The organism is Chryseobacterium sp. KACC 21268 (assembly GCA_028736075.1).
Taxonomy (GTDB): domain Bacteria; phylum Bacteroidota; class Bacteroidia; order Flavobacteriales; family Weeksellaceae; genus Epilithonimonas.
In genome coordinates this window covers 430,473-447,643 of the sequence record CP117875.1, presented here as the reverse complement: position 1 = coordinate 447,643, position 17,171 = coordinate 430,473, and the positions used below count along the sequence as shown (strand labels likewise).

Below are 17,171 nucleotides of genomic sequence, written 5' to 3'. Positions count from 1 at the left end.
AAATGTTCATTAATAAAGAACAAATTTTGATTTGTAAAAGTACAAAAAAAGCATAATTTAGCGGTAAATTTTATTAAAAGGGTGTTAAGTTTGTGTAATGAGGATATTATATGTTAATAAAAATATTAATCTTTCAAAACCAATTGTAGATCAATTGATAAAAATGGGTTTTGAAGTTGACGTGTTGATAGAATCCTCACCATCTGTTGGAAACAAATTTTCATTTGTCCACAAGATGATTAATATTTTTTATAGATTAATATTAAAAGACAAAACTTACTTTTTAAAAAGAGAAAAGAGATTGTTCGAGAAGTTTGCTGAGAAACAACTTCAGATGAAGCATTACGATATTGCATTTTTCATAAGGGCAGATATGTTTTCCGAAAGCTTAATAAAAAGAGTAAAGCAGAGGAGTGAAAAAATGGTTTGTTACCAGTGGGACGGTTTGGGAATGTATCCAAGAATCTTTAATTACATCAAGTATTTTGATCGTTTTCTCGTTTTTGACAGCCAGGATATAAAAGACTACCCAGATTACCGACTTCTGCCAATCACAAATTTTTATTACTCCGACAACACTGATTTACTTGAGGAGGACTATGATTTTTTTTATATTGGAGTTGGTTTGGAAGAAAGATTAAAACTGATCCATAATGTTGAAAAATTTTCTGAGCAAAACGGCAAAAAACTGAAAGCAATTCTTACAGTTCCAATTTTTAGATCAGAAAGTGTTACGCCAGCAGTTACTCTTCAGCATTATTCTATTTCTTTGCAGGAAAATGAAAGTTATGCCCGGAGATCCAAAAGTATCATAGATTTTAAAATGGATGAGCACGACGGTGCCTCTTTCAGAGTGTTTGAATGCCTACAAAGAGAACAAAAACTTATTTCAAATAATCAGAAGCTAAAAAACTACGATTTTTATCACCCAAATAATATTTTCATTACAGATTTTGAAGATTTTAACGGGCTTGATGAATTTCTTCAAAAACCTTATCATAAAATCGACCAAAAAATAATAGAAAAATATGGTGTCAAAAATTGGCTGAAGTATGCTCTGGATTATGGCGATTATGAAACAATAAAACTACCTTGATGAAAAAATTTCTAACCATTTTTACCCCAACCTATAACAGGGCTTATATCCTCCCAAAGTTATACGAAAGCTTAGTTGCTCAGACTAACAAAAATTTTGTGTGGCTGATCGTAGATGATGGTTCCAGCGATGGAACGGAGGCGCTAATCCAATCTTTTAAAAGTGAGAATATCATTGAAATTGAGTATTTGTACCAGGAAAATAAGGGTAAGCACTTTGCTATCAATAATGGTATTACAAATACGGATACTGATTTTTTCATAGTGATAGACAGTGATGATTTTATTACTGAAAATGCTGTTGCAGAAATGGAAATTCTTGCTGCAAAAATAAAGGATGATCAGCAGATTGCGGGATTTACAATACTGTATTTTCCTACACAAACGCCGTATGATAAAGAAAAATATGGAAAAAAAGAATGGATTTCTAATGGCAAAGTCGTTTACGATTGGGAGTTTCAGGGTGAGATGATTTTCGGGTTTAAAACAGCAATTCATAAGCAATTTTTGTTTCCGGAATTTGAAGGTGAGAAATTTTGTGCAGAATCTTTGGTGCTGAGAAGGATAGAAAGACAATATAAAATTCTGTGTACGGACAAAGTCTTGGCTTTCGGTGACTATTTGGAAGACGGATTATCCAGTAAGTTTTATCAGCTCATTTTAAAAAACCCAAAAGGCTCTTTGCTTAATATTAAGGAACGGTTCAAAGATCCATTGTCAAAACAGGAGAAACACGAACTGGCAAAAACATATTGGGATATTGCATCCAAAACCAATCAGGATTTCAGTGTGAAATTTTTCGGAATCAGCCCTTTTCTTATTCTGAATGTTTTGGTAAATAAATTCAAGAAGAAAATAATTTCATGAAAAAAATATCGATTGTCATCCCAGTTTACAACGCTGAAAAATATATTTTGAGGTGTCTGGATTCCATAAAGCAGCAGACTTACAAAGATTTTGAAATTATTCTAATCAATGACAGGAGTTCCGATAATACGCTTTCTGCATTGAATAATTATAAAGCGCTAAACTCTCAGTTAGATCTCATTATTTTAACAAATGACAAAAACTCCGGACCTAGCATCAGTAGAAATACAGGAATCGAAATGGCGACGGGTGATTACATCTTTTTTATAGATGCCGATGATGATTTGTCCAATAATGCTGCACTTGAGGATTTTATTGCTAAGACAGCAGATCACCCTGATATTGTGGTAGGTGAAAATTATTTTTTTGTGAATGATAAGCTGACGGAAAGTAAGTATCATACATTGAAAAATACAAAAGACACGTATGTTGGTAATGAAATACTGAACGGTTTTTTTTCCACACAATGGGCGTCAGTTGTCTGGAACAAGTTGTACGACATCAATTTTATAAGAAAAAATAATTTACGATTTCCGGAAGGGCTCCTTCACGAAGATGAACTGTGGGTGTTCCAAATATCTGCACTTGCCAAAAAGATTAATTTTCTAAACACAAAAACATACAACTATTATTACTCCAACCAAGGCTCCATAACAGCCAATGTCGGGATTAAGAATTTAAATGACTACAAAGCCATTTTAAAAGAAAAATTGAAGTTTTCTAAAGAAATTGACTTGTACAACGCTAACGATAAAACCGAAATCTACATTAGAAATTTTGCAAAGAAAATTTTGTTAGCCAAAGTGAGCTTACTTGATTTTAAGACCTTCCGGAACTTTTATTTAGAGCTGAGAGAAGACTTTGGAGAGTATTTTCCAAAACACAACGAATTCAGTTTGAATCCATTGTTAGCCTACTATCTTTATAAAGCTAAGTTTGATGAGCGTTTTGTTTTGTACGGTAAATTCCCCAAATATATCAATCCACTCTTGAAGATTTGATTTAGTCAATAAACTTTCGTTCAGACTTTCTTTTTCTGTAGATCAGGCTGTAGATTTTATCTTTGATACTGCGCAGAAGTGTCCCGGGTTTTCCATTGTAGAATTTGGAATATTCATCAAAGTAAAGAGCCATATTTTGAACTTCTTCTGAGACATTTTCTGCCAAATATTTTTTTTGCTCGCCAACGCCCAGGTTATTACTCGTTGTGCTGATTCCAATCTTTTCGAAAATACTAATGAACTCGTTGATGTATTTCTGAGAGATATTGTGATGAACAAAAATATCCATCATAAAAGTCCAGTCAGAAGCAATTTTGTTGTTCTCATCATAAAGACCATATTTTTCGAAAAGCTCTTTTCGGAAAAAAGCAGATTGATGACAGATAGGCTCCTTTATGAGGCTTCCGATCGTTATTTTTGCAGGAATCTTATATTCGTATTTTTTACGGTTTTCCAATTCGTAATAGGCGTTTCCGTAAACAATGTCTTCCCCGTTGAAGTGAGGTATTATTTTACTAAGGATGTCCGGAGCGGAAAAGCGGTCGCCACTGTTCATAAATATCAAGTATTCTCCGCTGGCTTTTCGGATGCCTTTGTTCATGGCATTGTAGATTCCTTTGTCCGGTTCGCTGACCCAGTAATCGATTTGTGCGGAGTAGTTCTCCAGCAATTCTTTACTTCCATCATTAGAATTCCCATCAATGACGATAAATTCGAAATCTTTGAAATCCTGAGTCGTAACACTTTTGATGGTTTCTTCCAATCCAAATCGATTGTTGTAAGCCACGGTAATTATAGAAATTTTCTTGCTCATTATAATGTTCCTTTTCCTGCTGAGGAATCCGTTCTGTATAGGGTTGTAATATCTTCGGAAATTCCGATCTTAAAAAATGAGCAAATTCTCATCTGAAAATCTCTGTCATCGTGCATAGAAACCCGCTCGTGTAGAGGAAGCATACCGCCAATATATTCCCACGCAGACTTCAGAAAAATACATCCATTGAAGGTCATATTAATAGAATTGTCGTGTGTGAAATCCTTTGCTGAATCTGGTCCGTAATATTTAACCTCCTTATTGGGTTTGTAAGATATCGATTGTACCAATTCTGCGAAGATGTGATTCCATTTATTATATTCTTCCGACAGGGTCGTAAACGGAAAAGCTGTGCCGGCAAACATAAAGAGATCAGAATGTTTCATCTTTTCGATGGCATAATGAATCCACGTTGGAACCATCAGGTCGTCCGCATTTACGATGATGAAAAGATTGTTTTCGGATTCTTTTACCGCTTTATTTACACTTCCGTATTGGAATAAATTCTCCTCATTCTTTATGACCTTGAATCTATATTTTTGTTTTAATATATTAATATGAGATTCTGTATCATCTGTAGAATTGTCATTAATTATAGTAATAGGAATATCAGTAGGCAAAGTTAAAAACAGATATTCCAAATACTTCCCGTGATTGTAACACGGAATTAAAATTTCCGGTAAGAAGTCTTTTTCTCTAGCTGGAAGAGGCAAATTTTCTTTTGATTTTATAAAATTTAAAACCCTTTCATTCAGAGTACTTACCTTAAATCTATTAGGCGTAGGTTTATAGATTCCCAATATTCTGAGAATCTCCCATTTTATTTTGCTAAGAATTCTTTTCAACATAAGATAGAGTGTCTGAAATGAAAAAAAGTTTTTAGATTAATGACAGATCCGTTGCCATCATTTCTTTTACAAGACCAGCAAGATCATACTTTGGTTGCCAGCCCAATTGTGTTTTGGATTTTGTAGGATCTCCAATTAATAAATCAACCTCTGTTGGTCTGTAATACTGTGGATCAATTTTCACAACGATTTTACCAACTTCTAATTGATAATCAGGATGATTACATTTTGCTACCTTCGCTACTTCATTTTCATTCTCACCTTCGAAGCTTAATTCTATTCCAGCTTCTGCAAAAGCCATTCTAACAAAATCTCTGACATAAGTGGTTTTTCCGGTTGCTATCACATAATCCTCGGCAACATCCTGCTGCAGGATTCTCCACATTGCCTCCACATAATCTTTGGCGTGTCCCCAATCTCTTTGAGCATTCAGGTTTCCTAAATATAGAACTTCCTGTTTTCCTTTTGCGATTGCGGCAGTTGCCATTGTAATCTTTCTTGTAACAAATGTCTCGCCTCTTCTCGGAGACTCGTGATTGAATAAAATCCCATTACAAGCAAACATATCGTAGGCCTCTCGGTAATTTTTGGTAATCCAGAATGCATATATTTTTGCAACGCCATACGGAGAACGAGGGTAGAAGGGAGAACTCTCATCATAAAACCCAGCGGCATTTTTGTTTTCTTCCAAACCACCGTAAAGTTCGGAGGTAGAAGCTTGATAGATTCTTGTTTTTTTCTCTAATCCTAATATTCTTACAGCTTCTAGAATCCTAAGCGTTCCAATTCCATCTACATTTGCAACATATTCAGGAGAATCAAAACTTACCTTTACGTGGGACATTGCTCCAAGATTATAAATTTCGTCTGGCTGCACCTCCTGGATAATTCTGATGATATTGGTAGAATCTGTCAAATCACCGTAATGAAGTTTAAAATTCACGTGATTCTCATGTTGATCTATATACAAATGATCAATCCTCTGGGTATTGAAAGAGGAAGCTCTTCTTTTGACACCGTGTACTTTATAGCCTTTTTCTAATAGCAATTCTGCTAAATATGAGCCGTCTTGTCCTGTAACTCCTGTAATTAATGCTGTTTTCATCTATTAATGTAATATTTTCTTTTTGGTAAGTAAAAAATAATCTACGTTCTATCTTAACAAAATCATTTTTATTTCCAAGTTATGTTTTTTTTAATAATTCTTGCCGGATTGCCTCCAATAATACAGTTTTCCTCATTAAAAATGCCTCTTACAATGGCATTGGAAGCGATAACGCTGCCGTCAGGAATCGTTGTTCCCTGAAAAATCTGGACGCCTGAACCAATCCAAACGTTGTTTCCGATTATAATTTCTTTGTTTCTTTCTATTTTATCCTCATATTGAATCGAGTGAAAATCCTCATCTAAAATTTGGACATTCCAGGATATGCTGCAATTATCACCAATTGTTAATTTGTGCATTATAATTAGTTTAGTAAAAGCATTAATGTATCCTCCGTTTCCAATACTCACCACTGCATTTTCTCCTATATCAAAACGACATCCTCTGCCTATCAGATATTTACTGTTGAAAATTAATTTCCCCTTAATATTCAAATAGGTATGATCTTTTGGAGAACAAAATCCAATATAATTGACTCCCAATTTTAATTGTCCTTTTGTCTTAATGTTTTCAATACCTTTTATTGACGCATTTTGATGAGCCAAAATATTCTTATTGTAAAAAAAATTATAAAAAATAGATCTGACGAAAATTATGATAAAATTACCATCCGTTTTTTTGACATCTCTATACAATCTTAATAAATATTGAATCATTAAAGAAATTTATCTTGATAAACTTTTGTAATTCCTTCTTCAAGGCTGATTTTTGCGGTCCAGCCCAAATCATTTATTTTTTTAACATCCATCAGCTTTCTTGGAGTTCCGTCTGGTTTTGAAGTGTCCCAAACGAGATCACCATCGTAACCTACAATTTTTTTGATCAATAATGCTAAATCCTTAATGCTTATATCTTCTCCAATACCAACATTCACGTGACCATAATCATCATAATTTTCCATTAGAAAGACACATGCTTTTGCAAGATCATCGGAATGTAAAAATTCTCGCAATGGTGTTCCGGTTCCCCAAACTGTTACATTAGGAAGGTTCTGTTCTTTGGCCTCATGAAATTTTCTCAAAAGTGCAGGTAAAACGTGAGAATTGTTGAGGTCATAATTGTCATTTGGACCATACATATTGGTCGGCATCGCTGAAATAAAATTAGCGTTGTACTGGCTTCTGTAAGCATCACACATTTTGATCCCCGCTATTTTAGCAATGGCATAAGGCTCATTTGTTGGCTCCAAAGTTCCAGTAAGTAAAGAGTCTTCTTTCAGCGGTTGAGGTGCCATTTTTGGATAGATGCAACTGGATCCAAGGAATAGCAGTTTCTTAACCCCATTGGTATGAGCTTGATGAATGACGTTGTTTTGAATCATCATATTCTCATAAAGAAATTCGGCTCTGTAGGTATTATTAGCCTGGATTCCGCCGACCTTCGCAGCTGCAAGAAAAACGTAGTCTGGCTTTTCTTCTGCGAAAAACTGAGCTGTTTTTTGGTAATCACGCAGATCCAATTGACTAGAGGTTCTGGTCACAAGGTTTGTAAATCCTTGATTTTCCAATTCTCTCAGAATGGCACTGCCTACAAGACCTCTATGACCGGCAACGTATATTTTATCTTTGTGCTGCATTGATTGCTTCTTTATAAATTTTAATTGTTTGTTCCGTAGTCTTCTTCCAAGAAAAATCCTGCAGACGTAACTTACCTTTTTCTATTAATGTTGTTCTTAAGTGTTGATTGCTGATCAACTGTTCCAAACTCTTCTCGAGAGATTTAATCGATTTAGATGAAAAATAATGTGCGGCGTCACCTCCAATCTCTTCTAAAGAACTATTCCTTGCTAACAAAACTGGGCAATCATTTTCATACGCTTCTAAAATTGGTATTCCAAAACCTTCGTACATTGAAGGGAATGCAAAAAACAGGGCTTTTTGATAAAGCATAATCAATTCGGCATCATTGACAAAATAGTTTTTGATGCGGTTTTGTAAGCCTAATTTTTTGATAAAAAATTCTTCTTCTTTACTGAATTTTGAACCTGTACAAACAAGTTCAATATCGGGATGATTATCAAGAACCCGTGAAAGTACTTCTGCAAAAAAATAAAAATTTTTGTAAATCGTTCTGTTACCAACGAAAAGAATATACTTTTCTGGCAAATTTGAAATATTGTTTGCCTCTGATCCTGCATCTAATGAACTTGCAAGATAAGTGACATCTATCTTTTCAGCAGGTAATCCATAAAAGTCGATTAGATCATTCTTAGTCGATTCACTTATAGCTATGATTTTTGATGCTTTATCTAGAATGTTGTAGTTTTTATCAACAATATTCAATGGGAAATATTCTGGATAGATCTGATGTATGAGATCATAAACAGTGATTACAAAAGGTTTTCCATTAAGGTGATCCAAAAAGTAATCATCATAGTAGGTGGTGTGAAAGATATCAAAATCACCTTTTTTTAATTTAGAAATTGTATGATCCAGATTTTGCTGGCGGAAGGACGGAACCTTTGGTTGTGTTTTTTTATACTGATTGTATAAAAATGCTTTGCCACGAAATTCTTTCCCGAATAAAAAATCATTGTAACCAGCAGAATGTATAGATTCTGATTGTATATTTTCAAAACCTTTAATGTATTCATTATTGCTGTAAAGCAATGAAAGATCGAAATCCACATTACTCTTCCGGAATCCTTCCATTAATTCAAAAAAGTACCGGCTGATGCCTCCAAATTTTTGATTTTGGAAGATTTGATGATCAATTAATACTTTCATATTCTTTTTCCCAATATTTTACAATGTCTCTTAAGCTTTTATCCAAACTTATTGTCGGTTTCCATCCAATTTCTGAGGTTATTTTTGTGTTGTCGCCGATGATTATTTTGTTATCATTGGGGCGAACCAGGCTAGGATCTTGCAGGGTCTCAATTTCGATTTCTAAAATATTGGAAATCATAGTTACAATGGTGTTCAAAGACGTTCCTTCTCCGCTGCAAATATTATAAATCTCTCCCTTTTTACCACGCTGCAGAATCTCATAGTATGCACGTACAACATCTCTTACATCCAGAAAATCTCTGATGATTTCCAGATTACCAGTTGCTATTTTGGGCTCCGTATTTTTATGCTTTATTTCAACAATCTTTTTAACGAAAGATGAAATTACAAAAATATCTTTTTGTCTTGGTCCAATATGATTAAACGATCTTGTAAGTGCAATGTCCAGATCATAACCATCAACATAGACTTTACTTAAAAGTTCTTGTGACACTCTGGCTACTGCATACGGACTCACAGGGTTCAGTTTACTATCCTCTTTTAGTGGAATGTCTTTTTCATTAACATTACCATATTCTTCAGAACTTCCAACGGAAAGTATTCTGCATTTTAAACCCAGATTTTTAACTTGTTCCAGAAGATTAAGGAAAATATTGGTATTATTTGTAAAACTAACCACTGGATTCTGCCAACTAAAAGCTACACTACTGAATGATGCCAAATGCAAGATATAGTCGGGCTGAAATTGATAGATAATATCATCCACATCCTCTTTGTTCAGTAAATCCATCATATTGAAGCTGCAATCAATATTTTTAAATGAATTATAGTCAAAATCAGGTTTATTAATGTCGATACCCTGAACTTGAATTTTTTCTTCTAATGAATCCAGATATTCAAGAAAGTGATGACTTACAAAACCCGAAAAGCCGGTGATAAGATATTTTTTCAAAACTTAAGTTTTAGTTATATATTTAAAACAATAGGAATGACCTACTCCAAATTTGCTTTAATAATCTCGAACAAATTTTTTCTATAAATATCCAGAGTGTAATTTTCTCTGACATATTTTTGTGTTTCCGTAGATAATATATCAAGATTCTGGTCAGATACAGATTGCAGCTTACCAATAGTTTTTGCTATACTTTCCACAGAACTATCTTCTAAAATAAAACCAAATTTGTCTACATCTACAGAGCAAGCTTCGGTTGCAATTGGAATGATGCCACCATTTGCCATAAGATTGAGCAGTGCTGGCGAACCACCCTCGCTCACAGATGGAAAGATTGCAAATAGACATTGTGATACAATAGTCGCAAATTTTTCAGATTTTAATGGAGCAAATCCATGATCAATTATATTATCACATTGCTCTACAATTGGACTGTACATTTCCCAAAATCTTTTTTCATAAACTTTAGATGCACCACAGATGTGAAGTGTCATATCAGGATTTTTACTGAAAAAGTCAATACAGTCAGACAGTCCCTTTGATATAAGTCCGCCGCTTCCAAACCACAAAAAATGGTTTCTTGCAGTGGAAACATCTCTCGATATTTTATCTTGAATTACATCAAAGTAAAAGGCGTTGAGATTATAAGTTGGAAGATAAGGAACATTTTCAATGTAAGTCTGTTTACAAAAATCGTTTCCAAGACATATAATAACGTCTGAATTTGTAAGCGCCAAAGTTGATCTGCTGCCAATTAGTCTAACAGATTCTGGTAAAAGTTTTTTTTTATTTTTGTAGAATTGGTGTAACTTTTTTCCTGCTTCTTTGTAATAAAAGAATGGACTGTTCCCTGTTCCGTAATATATTTTTTTGAATTTTTCCTGCTCAGAAGATTGGAATGACTCTTCGTACATATTACCCATGCCGTAGATCACATCGTAGGCACTGTAATCTAACTTCATAGAATCATTGAGATCTATGACATCTACGTTGTAAGCAAGATCTCTAAAGATCTCTGCAGCAGTATAGCATTCTGTAAGATTGGTATGTGAAAAGTTGATTTCGTTTGTAAAAGGCGTTGTTAGATATGAAATTAAAACTTTTCTTTCATGTTGTGTTTGGAAAACGTTCTCCAGGAGCAACTGAGTATTGACCGTTTTTTTTACTTCATAGCCTTTCTTTTTCAAAAAACCACTTATAATATCTTTTAAATAGCTCATTACCAATATGTTTCTTTATCTAAGCTTTTCTTCACTTCTTTTTCTGGTGACTCAGATGGTAATGGTCTCGACCAATGCTCATTGAAAAAATCACCTGCGAAATTTTTATAATCAGGCTCCTCCCATCTTTTTCCTATGATTCCGAACAGGAGCTGAGTTGCACCACCCAGATGGATTCCTTGCTTTCCTCTTCTTTTTGCATGTGCCGCAAGGTGAAAACCGTAAGGTCCACAACCGATAATAGCTATATCATAATCAGTATCATCCATCTGTTTTTTCATCGACTCCAAGACTTCAAACCAATCCTGAAATTGATCCTGATTGATCCCTGAAAAAGTATGAAAGGTATTAATGACCGTCAGATCAAAATTTGGAAGAACATCTTTGTTTTTAAAAAGAAGTTCTCTCTTTTTGTATTGATTGTAAATGCTTTCCTCAAAAGGATGTACTACCAAAACTTTCTTCCCTTCTAAAGCTTTGCTCCAAGGATTATTATGATAATAAGGCTCTAAGTCTAGTAGAAAAACTGTTTTTAGTGTTTTTGGATAATATTTTTTTAATTTTTTTTCCTCTTCAAGCCAAGAACCCAAAACATCTAATTCTTTGATATCCTGTTTGTAAAGTTCAGAATATCTATTAATAAGAGATTTGCGGGATTCATTATTCTTTGTAAAAAGAAAAAAATTATAGTCAAAGATAGAATCCTTCCACTCAAAATAGATTTGTTCACCTTTGATGTAATCCAAATACTTATCAACTTTGCTCTTTTGAAGATCTAAATAGTTGTTGAGGATTCTAAGCTCTACGGATCCAAATCTAGCAACCATAAGAGGTTCATCCCTAATTATTAAAGAATGAATATACTCAGAAGCTTCATTTCCAGTGAAATCGGGAGAAAAAGTGTGGGCGAAAATATTATTAAGGTCAATTTTTTTTCTGTAAGTGTAAGATTGTCTTAATCGATTTAATATTTTCAACAAGACATTGCTCATATTTCATTCCAATTTAATACGGGCAATATTGATCCTAATCTTCCTTCTGTAGTTATAATTACCGGACTAACTGTGTCCAATATATTGAACTCCAAATCCTGTTTCAAATGATCTAATCCTTCAATTTTTGGAATGACAGAAGCAACAGATACATAATAAGTTCCTCCACGTAGATATTCCATCGGTAACTCTACTCGAAAACGATGTAATCCTTTTTTAAAGACAAATGAATCATAAGCATTGAGCTTTGTATCCTTATAACAAGATCCGAAAATAGGACCATACTCAATATGTTCTAATGTAAAGGAAATGTCATATCCCTTACCTTCTTTCAAAACTTCAAACTCAATTTCTATGAAGGCTTTTTGGGAGTTGTCAATTTCAGAAGCTGTCTGTAACTTATGATTTAGTATTCTTGCAGCTCTAATTTTTACTTTCTTATTGTCATCAACTGGTGATAATTCTAAAACCTCACCCACACCAGATTCATTTACCCTCAGGTAATCGCTGATGATATTAGCTGTAGGACCATATCCGATGAGATTTCCTTGCTTTAGTAAGATCGTGTTTTTACATAAGGAGGAAATGGTTCCCATATTGTGGCTTACAAAGAGTACAGTTCTTCCTTCTCCTTGGTTCACCTGATCCATTTTTCCAAGGCATTTCTTCTGGAATTCGTTATCACCGACGGCAAGTACTTCATCGACAATTAAAATTTCTGATTCCAAGTGAGCCGCCACTGCAAAAGCTAAACGAACGTACATCCCGGAAGAATATCTTTTTACCGGCGTATCTATATATCTTTCTACACCAGAAAAGTCAACAATTTCGTCGAATTTTCTGGATATTTCTTTTCTGGTCATTCCAAGGATTGCTCCATTGAGGAAGACGTTCTCGCGACCAGTCATTTCCGGATGGAAACCTGTACCAACTTCCAAAAGAGATGCAATTCTTCCGTTTGTAAATATTTTACCAGTTGTAGGCTTGGTTACCTTACTTAATAGTTTTAATAATGTTGATTTTCCAGCACCATTTTTACCAATGATTCCTACAGCATCACCTTGTTCTATCTCGAAGTTGATATCCTTCAGCGACCATACATATTCGCTCTCACCTTTCTGAGAGCGGTCATTAGCCTCGCCAATTTTTAAATAAGGATCTTCCTTACCTCTTATCTGATGCCAAAATCTATTGAGATCGTGAGAAATGGTTCCCGTTCCAACTTGTCCTAAACGATATTGTTTTGAAATATCTTCTGCTTTTAATGCTAATCCCATCTGTCAATTGATTATACAGTGTCCATAAAACTTTTTTCTACTTTATTGAAAACAATAGTTCCAATAGCTAATAACACAAGAATAATTAAACTGCTTATAATAAGCATTGCGGGGTTAAATTTACCTACACCCAGCCATCCATATTTGAAACATTCAAAAATTCCCGTCAGAGGATTCCACGCTGCATAAGGTTGTATAAATTTAGGCAACGCAGACACGGGATAAATCACTGGTGTGGCATACATATAAAGACTTACGCCAAAACCCAAAAGCATTTGAAGATCTCTGTATTTTGTAGTCATAGAAGAGAAGATCATCCCTACACCCAAAGCAAAAGCTGCCATAAGAAGTATCAAAAATGGAGTCGCTAAAATCCATAAGTTAGGTTGGATCTCACCTTTTGCCAGATAGTAGAAAAAAGCGATTAGGAATAAAATCATCTGTACCCCAAATCGCATTAGATTTGAAAAAACTATAGAAATTGGCATTACCAATCGAGGGAAATAGACTTTACCAAAGATTGCAGCATTGCTGGTGAAAACACTAGAAGTACCATTGAGGCACGAGGAGAAATAATTCCAAAGTGTCACTCCCGCCAGGTAAAAAAGTATTTTTGGTGCGCCGTCAGTGGAGATATTGGCAATTCCACCGAAAACAACAATATAGACAATTGTTGTAAAAATTGGATTGATAAAAAACCAAATTGGTCCCAATATGGTCTGTTTGAAACTGGAGACAAAATCCCGTTTCACAAACATATAGACCAGATCTTTATATCTCCAGACCTCCTTCAGATTAAGATCCAAAAGAGAGTGGCTGGACTCTATGGTTTCTGTCCATTGCTGATTTTGAGAATCACTCATTTATGTTTTGTATTTTTTATTATTTAATAAGATCTTTCAGATATTGTCCATATCCGCTTTTCCCATATTTAGCTGCAGTTTCTAGAAGTTTTTCTTCATTGATGAAACCGTTTCTAAAAGCAATTTCCTCTATACAGCCAATTTTGAAACCTTGTCTTTTCTCAATCACACTCACAAATTCTGAAGCGTCTTGCAAAGAATCAAATGTTCCGGTATCCAACCATGCTGTGCCTCTGTCAAGAACGCCAACTTCCAATTTCCCTTTGCTGAGATAAACATTGTTGATATCCGTGATCTCAAGTTCACCTCTTGGAGATGGTTTGATGTTTTTTGCAATCTCAACGACTTCATTATCATAGAAATAAAGTCCTGGAACTGCGTAGTTTGATTTCGGCTCTGTCGGTTTTTCCTCAATAGAAAGCGCTTTGAAATCTTTATCAAATTCCACAACACCATATCTTTCTGGGTCTGCAACGTGATAAGCGAAAACAACACCGCCGTCCGGATTGGTCTTATTCTTAAGAAGAGTTCCCATTTCGGAACCGTAAAATATATTATCACCCAAAACCAAAGCTGCAGAATCATCACCAATGAATTGATCACCTAGGATAAATGCCTGTGCTAATCCGTCTGGACTTGGCTGAACAACATACTCTATATTACATCCCAGTTGAGATCCATCGCCCAAAAGCTTGATAAATCCTGCCTGATCGTGAGGCGTTGTAATAATCAAAATATCCTTAATCCCAGCCAACAACAATGTTGAAAGCGGATAGTAGATCATTGGTTTGTCGTAAACTGGCATCAACTGCTTGCTCACAGCAATCGTCAATGGAAACAATCTCGTTCCGGATCCGCCGGCTAATATAATTCCTTTCATAAATTTCGTATTGGATAAATTAATTATACTGTCCGTCGTAATATTTCTGATAATCTCCGGAAGTTACATTCTCCAGCCATTCTTTGTTTTCCAAGAACCAGTCAATCGTTTTTCCAAGACCTTGCTCAAAAGTTACAGATGGTTTCCAACCCAAGTCTTTATTAAGCTTTGTAGCATCGATTGCGTAACGTTTATCGTGTCCCGGTCTGTCTTTCACATAAGTGATTAGTTTTTCTGAATGACCAGCTGGTTTTCCCAATTTCTCATCCATTTGCTTGATCAATTCTTTCACCAAGTCAATATTCTGCCACTCGTTGAAACCTCCGATATTGTAAGTTTCACCTGTTTTAGATTCGTTGAAAATCTGATGAATTGCCTTAGCGTGATCGATAACAAAAAGCCAGTCTCTTGTATATTTTCCATCACCGTAGATTGGCAATGGTTTTTCATTAATGATATTCGAAATACAAAGCGGAATCAATTTCTCTGGGAAGTGATTTGGCCCGTAATTGTTAGAACAATTCGACAGAATAAATGGCATTCCATAAGTATTCCCGTAAGCTCTCACCAAGTGGTCAGAAGCTGCCTTTGAAGCTGAATAAGGTGATTGTGGATCATAAGGCGTAGTTTCCAAGAAGAAACCTGTTTCACCAAGACTTCCATAAACTTCATCTGTAGAAACGTGATAGAAAAGATTTTTTCTAGGTTCGTTCGGGAATCTTCCGTGTGTGTGATCCGGGTTTAGAGTCCAGAATTCGATACAAAGATTAAGAAGATTTGCAGTTCCGTTTACGTTGGTGTTGATGAAGGCATTTGGGTCAGTGATACTTCTATCCACGTGGCTTTCTGCCGCCAGGTGTACTACAGCGTCTGGGTTATATTTTTCAAAAACCTTTCTTAGTTCTTCAGGTTTTGTGATGTCAGCTTTTTCGAAAACGTAGTTTGGTTCGTTTTCGATGTCTTTTAGGTTTTCGAGATTTCCAGCGTAAGTCAGTGCATCTAGATTGATAATTTTTGACTCCGGATTGTTTTTTACAAATTCTCTTACAACGTGAGATCCGATGAAACCGGCTCCTCCGGTGATAATGATATTTTTCATAAATACTATTTGTATTGTTTTTAGTTTTTTATTTTAATCGTTCCCAAATAAATCCCGGGTATAAACTTTTTCTTTCACATCATCCAGATCCGGTGTTTTTCTGTTTGATATAATGACGTCACATTCCTTTTTAAAAGCATCCAGATCTGTGTAAACTTTTGAACCGAAAAAAGAATCTTCTTTCATAACGGGTTCGTAAACAATGACTTCTACTCCTTTTGCCTTGATTCTTTTCATGATGCCTTGAATCGCAGAAGCCCGAAAATTGTCTGACCCCGATTTCATTATTAGCCTGTAAACCCCAACTTTCTTAGGTTGTTTTGCCAAAATAGAATCTGCAATAAAATCTTTTCTTGTACGATTGGCATCTACAATAGCTTGGATGAGGTTATTAGGAACCGAATCATAATTTGCCAGCAATTGCTTGGTATCTTTCGGAAGACAATATCCTCCATATCCGAAAGAAGGATTGTTATAATGAGAACCAATTCTCGGATCCAATCCTACGCCTTCTATAATTTGACGGCTGTCTAATCCATGAATTTGAGAATAACTATCCAATTCATTGAAATAGGCTACACGCATTGCCAAATAGGTATTTGAGAATAATTTTATAGCTTCTGCTTCGGTTCCGTTGGTAAAAAGAATTGGGATGTCTTTTTTTATGGCGCCTTCTTTCAAAAGATTTGCAAAAACCGTTGCGCGTTCACTTTGCTCACCAATAATAATTCTCGATGGATAGAGATTGTCATAAAGTGCCTTTCCTTCTCTCAAAAACTCTGGTGAAAATATGATATTTTCGAAATTTAATTCTTTTTTTAAGTTTTCTGTAAAACCTACAGGAACTGTGGATTTTACAATCACTACTGCTTTAGGATTGTAGTGCTTCACTTCTTCTATAACATTTTCAACACTGCGGGTGTTAAAATAGTTTGTAGCTGGGTCATAATCAGTCGGTGTAGCTACTATAATAAAATCAGCATTTTTATATGCCTCTTCTTTGTCAAGGCTTGCTTTTAGGCTAAGGTTCTTCGTTTTCAGAAATTCTGTAATTTCGTGATCATCGATAGGAGATTGTCTGTTATTGATCATCTCTACCTTTTCCGGGATAATGTCCAACGCAATTACATCGTGGTGTTGCGCTAGTAAAACAGCGTTGGAAAGACCAACATATCCTGTTCCGACAATTGTAATATTCAAGAGAATAAGTTTTAATTTCGGCAAAAATAAGAAAATTTACTTGAAGTGTATGTAAATGAAATTTTAGCTTTTTGTTTGTTTTAATAAATTTGATTATCTTTGCCAAAGATTTACGGGAAAATGGGAAGGCTTTCGCAAGAATGCCTTTTTTCGTAGATGTAATTAGGAG

At 35.0% G+C, this 17,171-nt stretch carries 17 protein-coding genes; 3 read left to right on the top strand and 14 right to left on the bottom strand.

The window, feature by feature from the left end; all coding sequences use genetic code 11:
* Window positions 1–97: 97 nt before the first annotated feature.
* Genes PQ459_02145 through PQ459_02135 form a run of 3 tightly spaced genes read left to right on the top strand, consistent with a single transcriptional unit; the run spans window position 98 to window position 2,963 of the window.
* Window positions 98–1,096, top strand: a complete 999-nt coding sequence (locus tag PQ459_02145) for a hypothetical protein (protein WDF47295.1) — start codon at window positions 98–100, stop codon at window positions 1,094–1,096.
* The gene (locus tag PQ459_02140) at window positions 1,096–1,962 is read left to right on the top strand and encodes a glycosyltransferase family A protein (protein ID WDF47294.1); all 867 of its coding nucleotides are present in this window, start codon (window positions 1,096–1,098) and stop codon (window positions 1,960–1,962) included. Before PQ459_02145 ends, PQ459_02140 begins: the two co-directional genes overlap by 1 nt.
* Entirely contained in the window at window positions 1,959–2,963 is a 1,005-nt protein-coding gene (locus tag PQ459_02135; GenBank protein ID WDF47293.1) for a glycosyltransferase, read from the top strand. The genes PQ459_02140 and PQ459_02135 overlap by 4 nt, the downstream gene beginning before the upstream one ends.
* Before the next feature lies 1 nt (window position 2,964).
* Here PQ459_02135 and PQ459_02130 read toward each other — a convergent pair whose 3' ends face one another.
* From PQ459_02130 to PQ459_02065, 14 genes are all read right to left on the bottom strand, one after another.
* On the bottom strand, window positions 2,965–3,777 hold the full coding sequence (locus PQ459_02130; protein WDF47292.1) for a glycosyltransferase family 2 protein: 813 nt from the start codon (window positions 3,775–3,777) through the stop codon (window positions 2,965–2,967).
* Window positions 3,777–4,625, bottom strand: a complete 849-nt coding sequence (locus PQ459_02125; protein WDF47291.1) for a glycosyltransferase family A protein — start codon at window positions 4,623–4,625, stop codon at window positions 3,777–3,779. The genes PQ459_02130 and PQ459_02125 overlap by 1 nt, the downstream gene beginning before the upstream one ends.
* A 31-nt stretch (window positions 4,626–4,656) precedes the next feature.
* Window positions 4,657–5,730 carry a GDP-mannose 4,6-dehydratase gene (gene gmd, locus PQ459_02120; protein ID WDF47290.1) on the bottom strand — a complete coding sequence of 358 codons (1,074 nt, stop codon included), beginning with the start codon at window positions 5,728–5,730 and terminating at the stop codon, window positions 4,657–4,659.
* Window positions 5,731–5,798: 68 nt separating this feature from the next.
* On the bottom strand, window positions 5,799–6,335 hold the full coding sequence (locus tag PQ459_02115) for an acyltransferase (GenBank protein WDF47289.1): 537 nt from the start codon (window positions 6,333–6,335) through the stop codon (window positions 5,799–5,801).
* A 110-nt stretch (window positions 6,336–6,445) separates the two neighbouring features.
* Window positions 6,446–7,366, bottom strand: coding sequence for a GDP-L-fucose synthase (locus PQ459_02110; GenBank protein WDF47288.1), 921 nt, complete (start codon window positions 7,364–7,366; stop codon window positions 6,446–6,448).
* Window positions 7,350–8,516 carry a glycosyltransferase family 1 protein gene (locus PQ459_02105; protein ID WDF47287.1) on the bottom strand — a complete coding sequence of 389 codons (1,167 nt, stop codon included), beginning with the start codon at window positions 8,514–8,516 and terminating at the stop codon, window positions 7,350–7,352. The genes PQ459_02110 and PQ459_02105 overlap by 17 nt, the downstream gene beginning before the upstream one ends.
* The gene (locus tag PQ459_02100; protein ID WDF47286.1) at window positions 8,500–9,471 is read right to left on the bottom strand and encodes a GDP-mannose 4,6-dehydratase; all 972 of its coding nucleotides are present in this window, start codon (window positions 9,469–9,471) and stop codon (window positions 8,500–8,502) included. The genes PQ459_02105 and PQ459_02100 overlap by 17 nt, the downstream gene beginning before the upstream one ends.
* Before the next feature lie 41 nt (window positions 9,472–9,512).
* Window positions 9,513–10,691, bottom strand: coding sequence for a hypothetical protein (locus PQ459_02095; protein ID WDF47285.1), 1,179 nt, complete (start codon window positions 10,689–10,691; stop codon window positions 9,513–9,515).
* Entirely contained in the window at window positions 10,691–11,683 is a 993-nt protein-coding gene (locus PQ459_02090; GenBank protein WDF47284.1) for a hypothetical protein, read from the bottom strand. Before PQ459_02090 ends, PQ459_02095 begins: the two co-directional genes overlap by 1 nt.
* On the bottom strand, window positions 11,680–12,960 hold the full coding sequence (locus tag PQ459_02085) for an ABC transporter ATP-binding protein (protein ID WDF47283.1): 1,281 nt from the start codon (window positions 12,958–12,960) through the stop codon (window positions 11,680–11,682). The genes PQ459_02090 and PQ459_02085 overlap by 4 nt, the downstream gene beginning before the upstream one ends.
* Window positions 12,961–12,971: 11 nt before the next feature.
* Window positions 12,972–13,823, bottom strand: coding sequence for an ABC transporter permease (locus PQ459_02080; protein ID WDF47282.1), 852 nt, complete (start codon window positions 13,821–13,823; stop codon window positions 12,972–12,974).
* A 19-nt stretch (window positions 13,824–13,842) separates the two neighbouring features.
* Window positions 13,843–14,703, bottom strand: coding sequence for a glucose-1-phosphate thymidylyltransferase RfbA (rfbA, locus tag PQ459_02075; protein WDF47281.1), 861 nt, complete (start codon window positions 14,701–14,703; stop codon window positions 13,843–13,845).
* A 19-nt stretch (window positions 14,704–14,722) separates the two neighbouring features.
* A complete protein-coding gene (rfbB, locus tag PQ459_02070) occupies window positions 14,723–15,802 on the bottom strand; it encodes a dTDP-glucose 4,6-dehydratase (protein ID WDF47280.1) in 1,080 nt (359 codons plus the stop codon).
* A gap of 33 nt (window positions 15,803–15,835) precedes the next feature.
* Complete coding sequence (locus tag PQ459_02065; GenBank protein WDF47279.1) at window positions 15,836–17,002, bottom strand: nucleotide sugar dehydrogenase; 1,167 nt, start codon at window positions 17,000–17,002, stop codon at window positions 15,836–15,838.
* Between the last annotated feature and the right edge of the window lie 169 nt (window positions 17,003–17,171).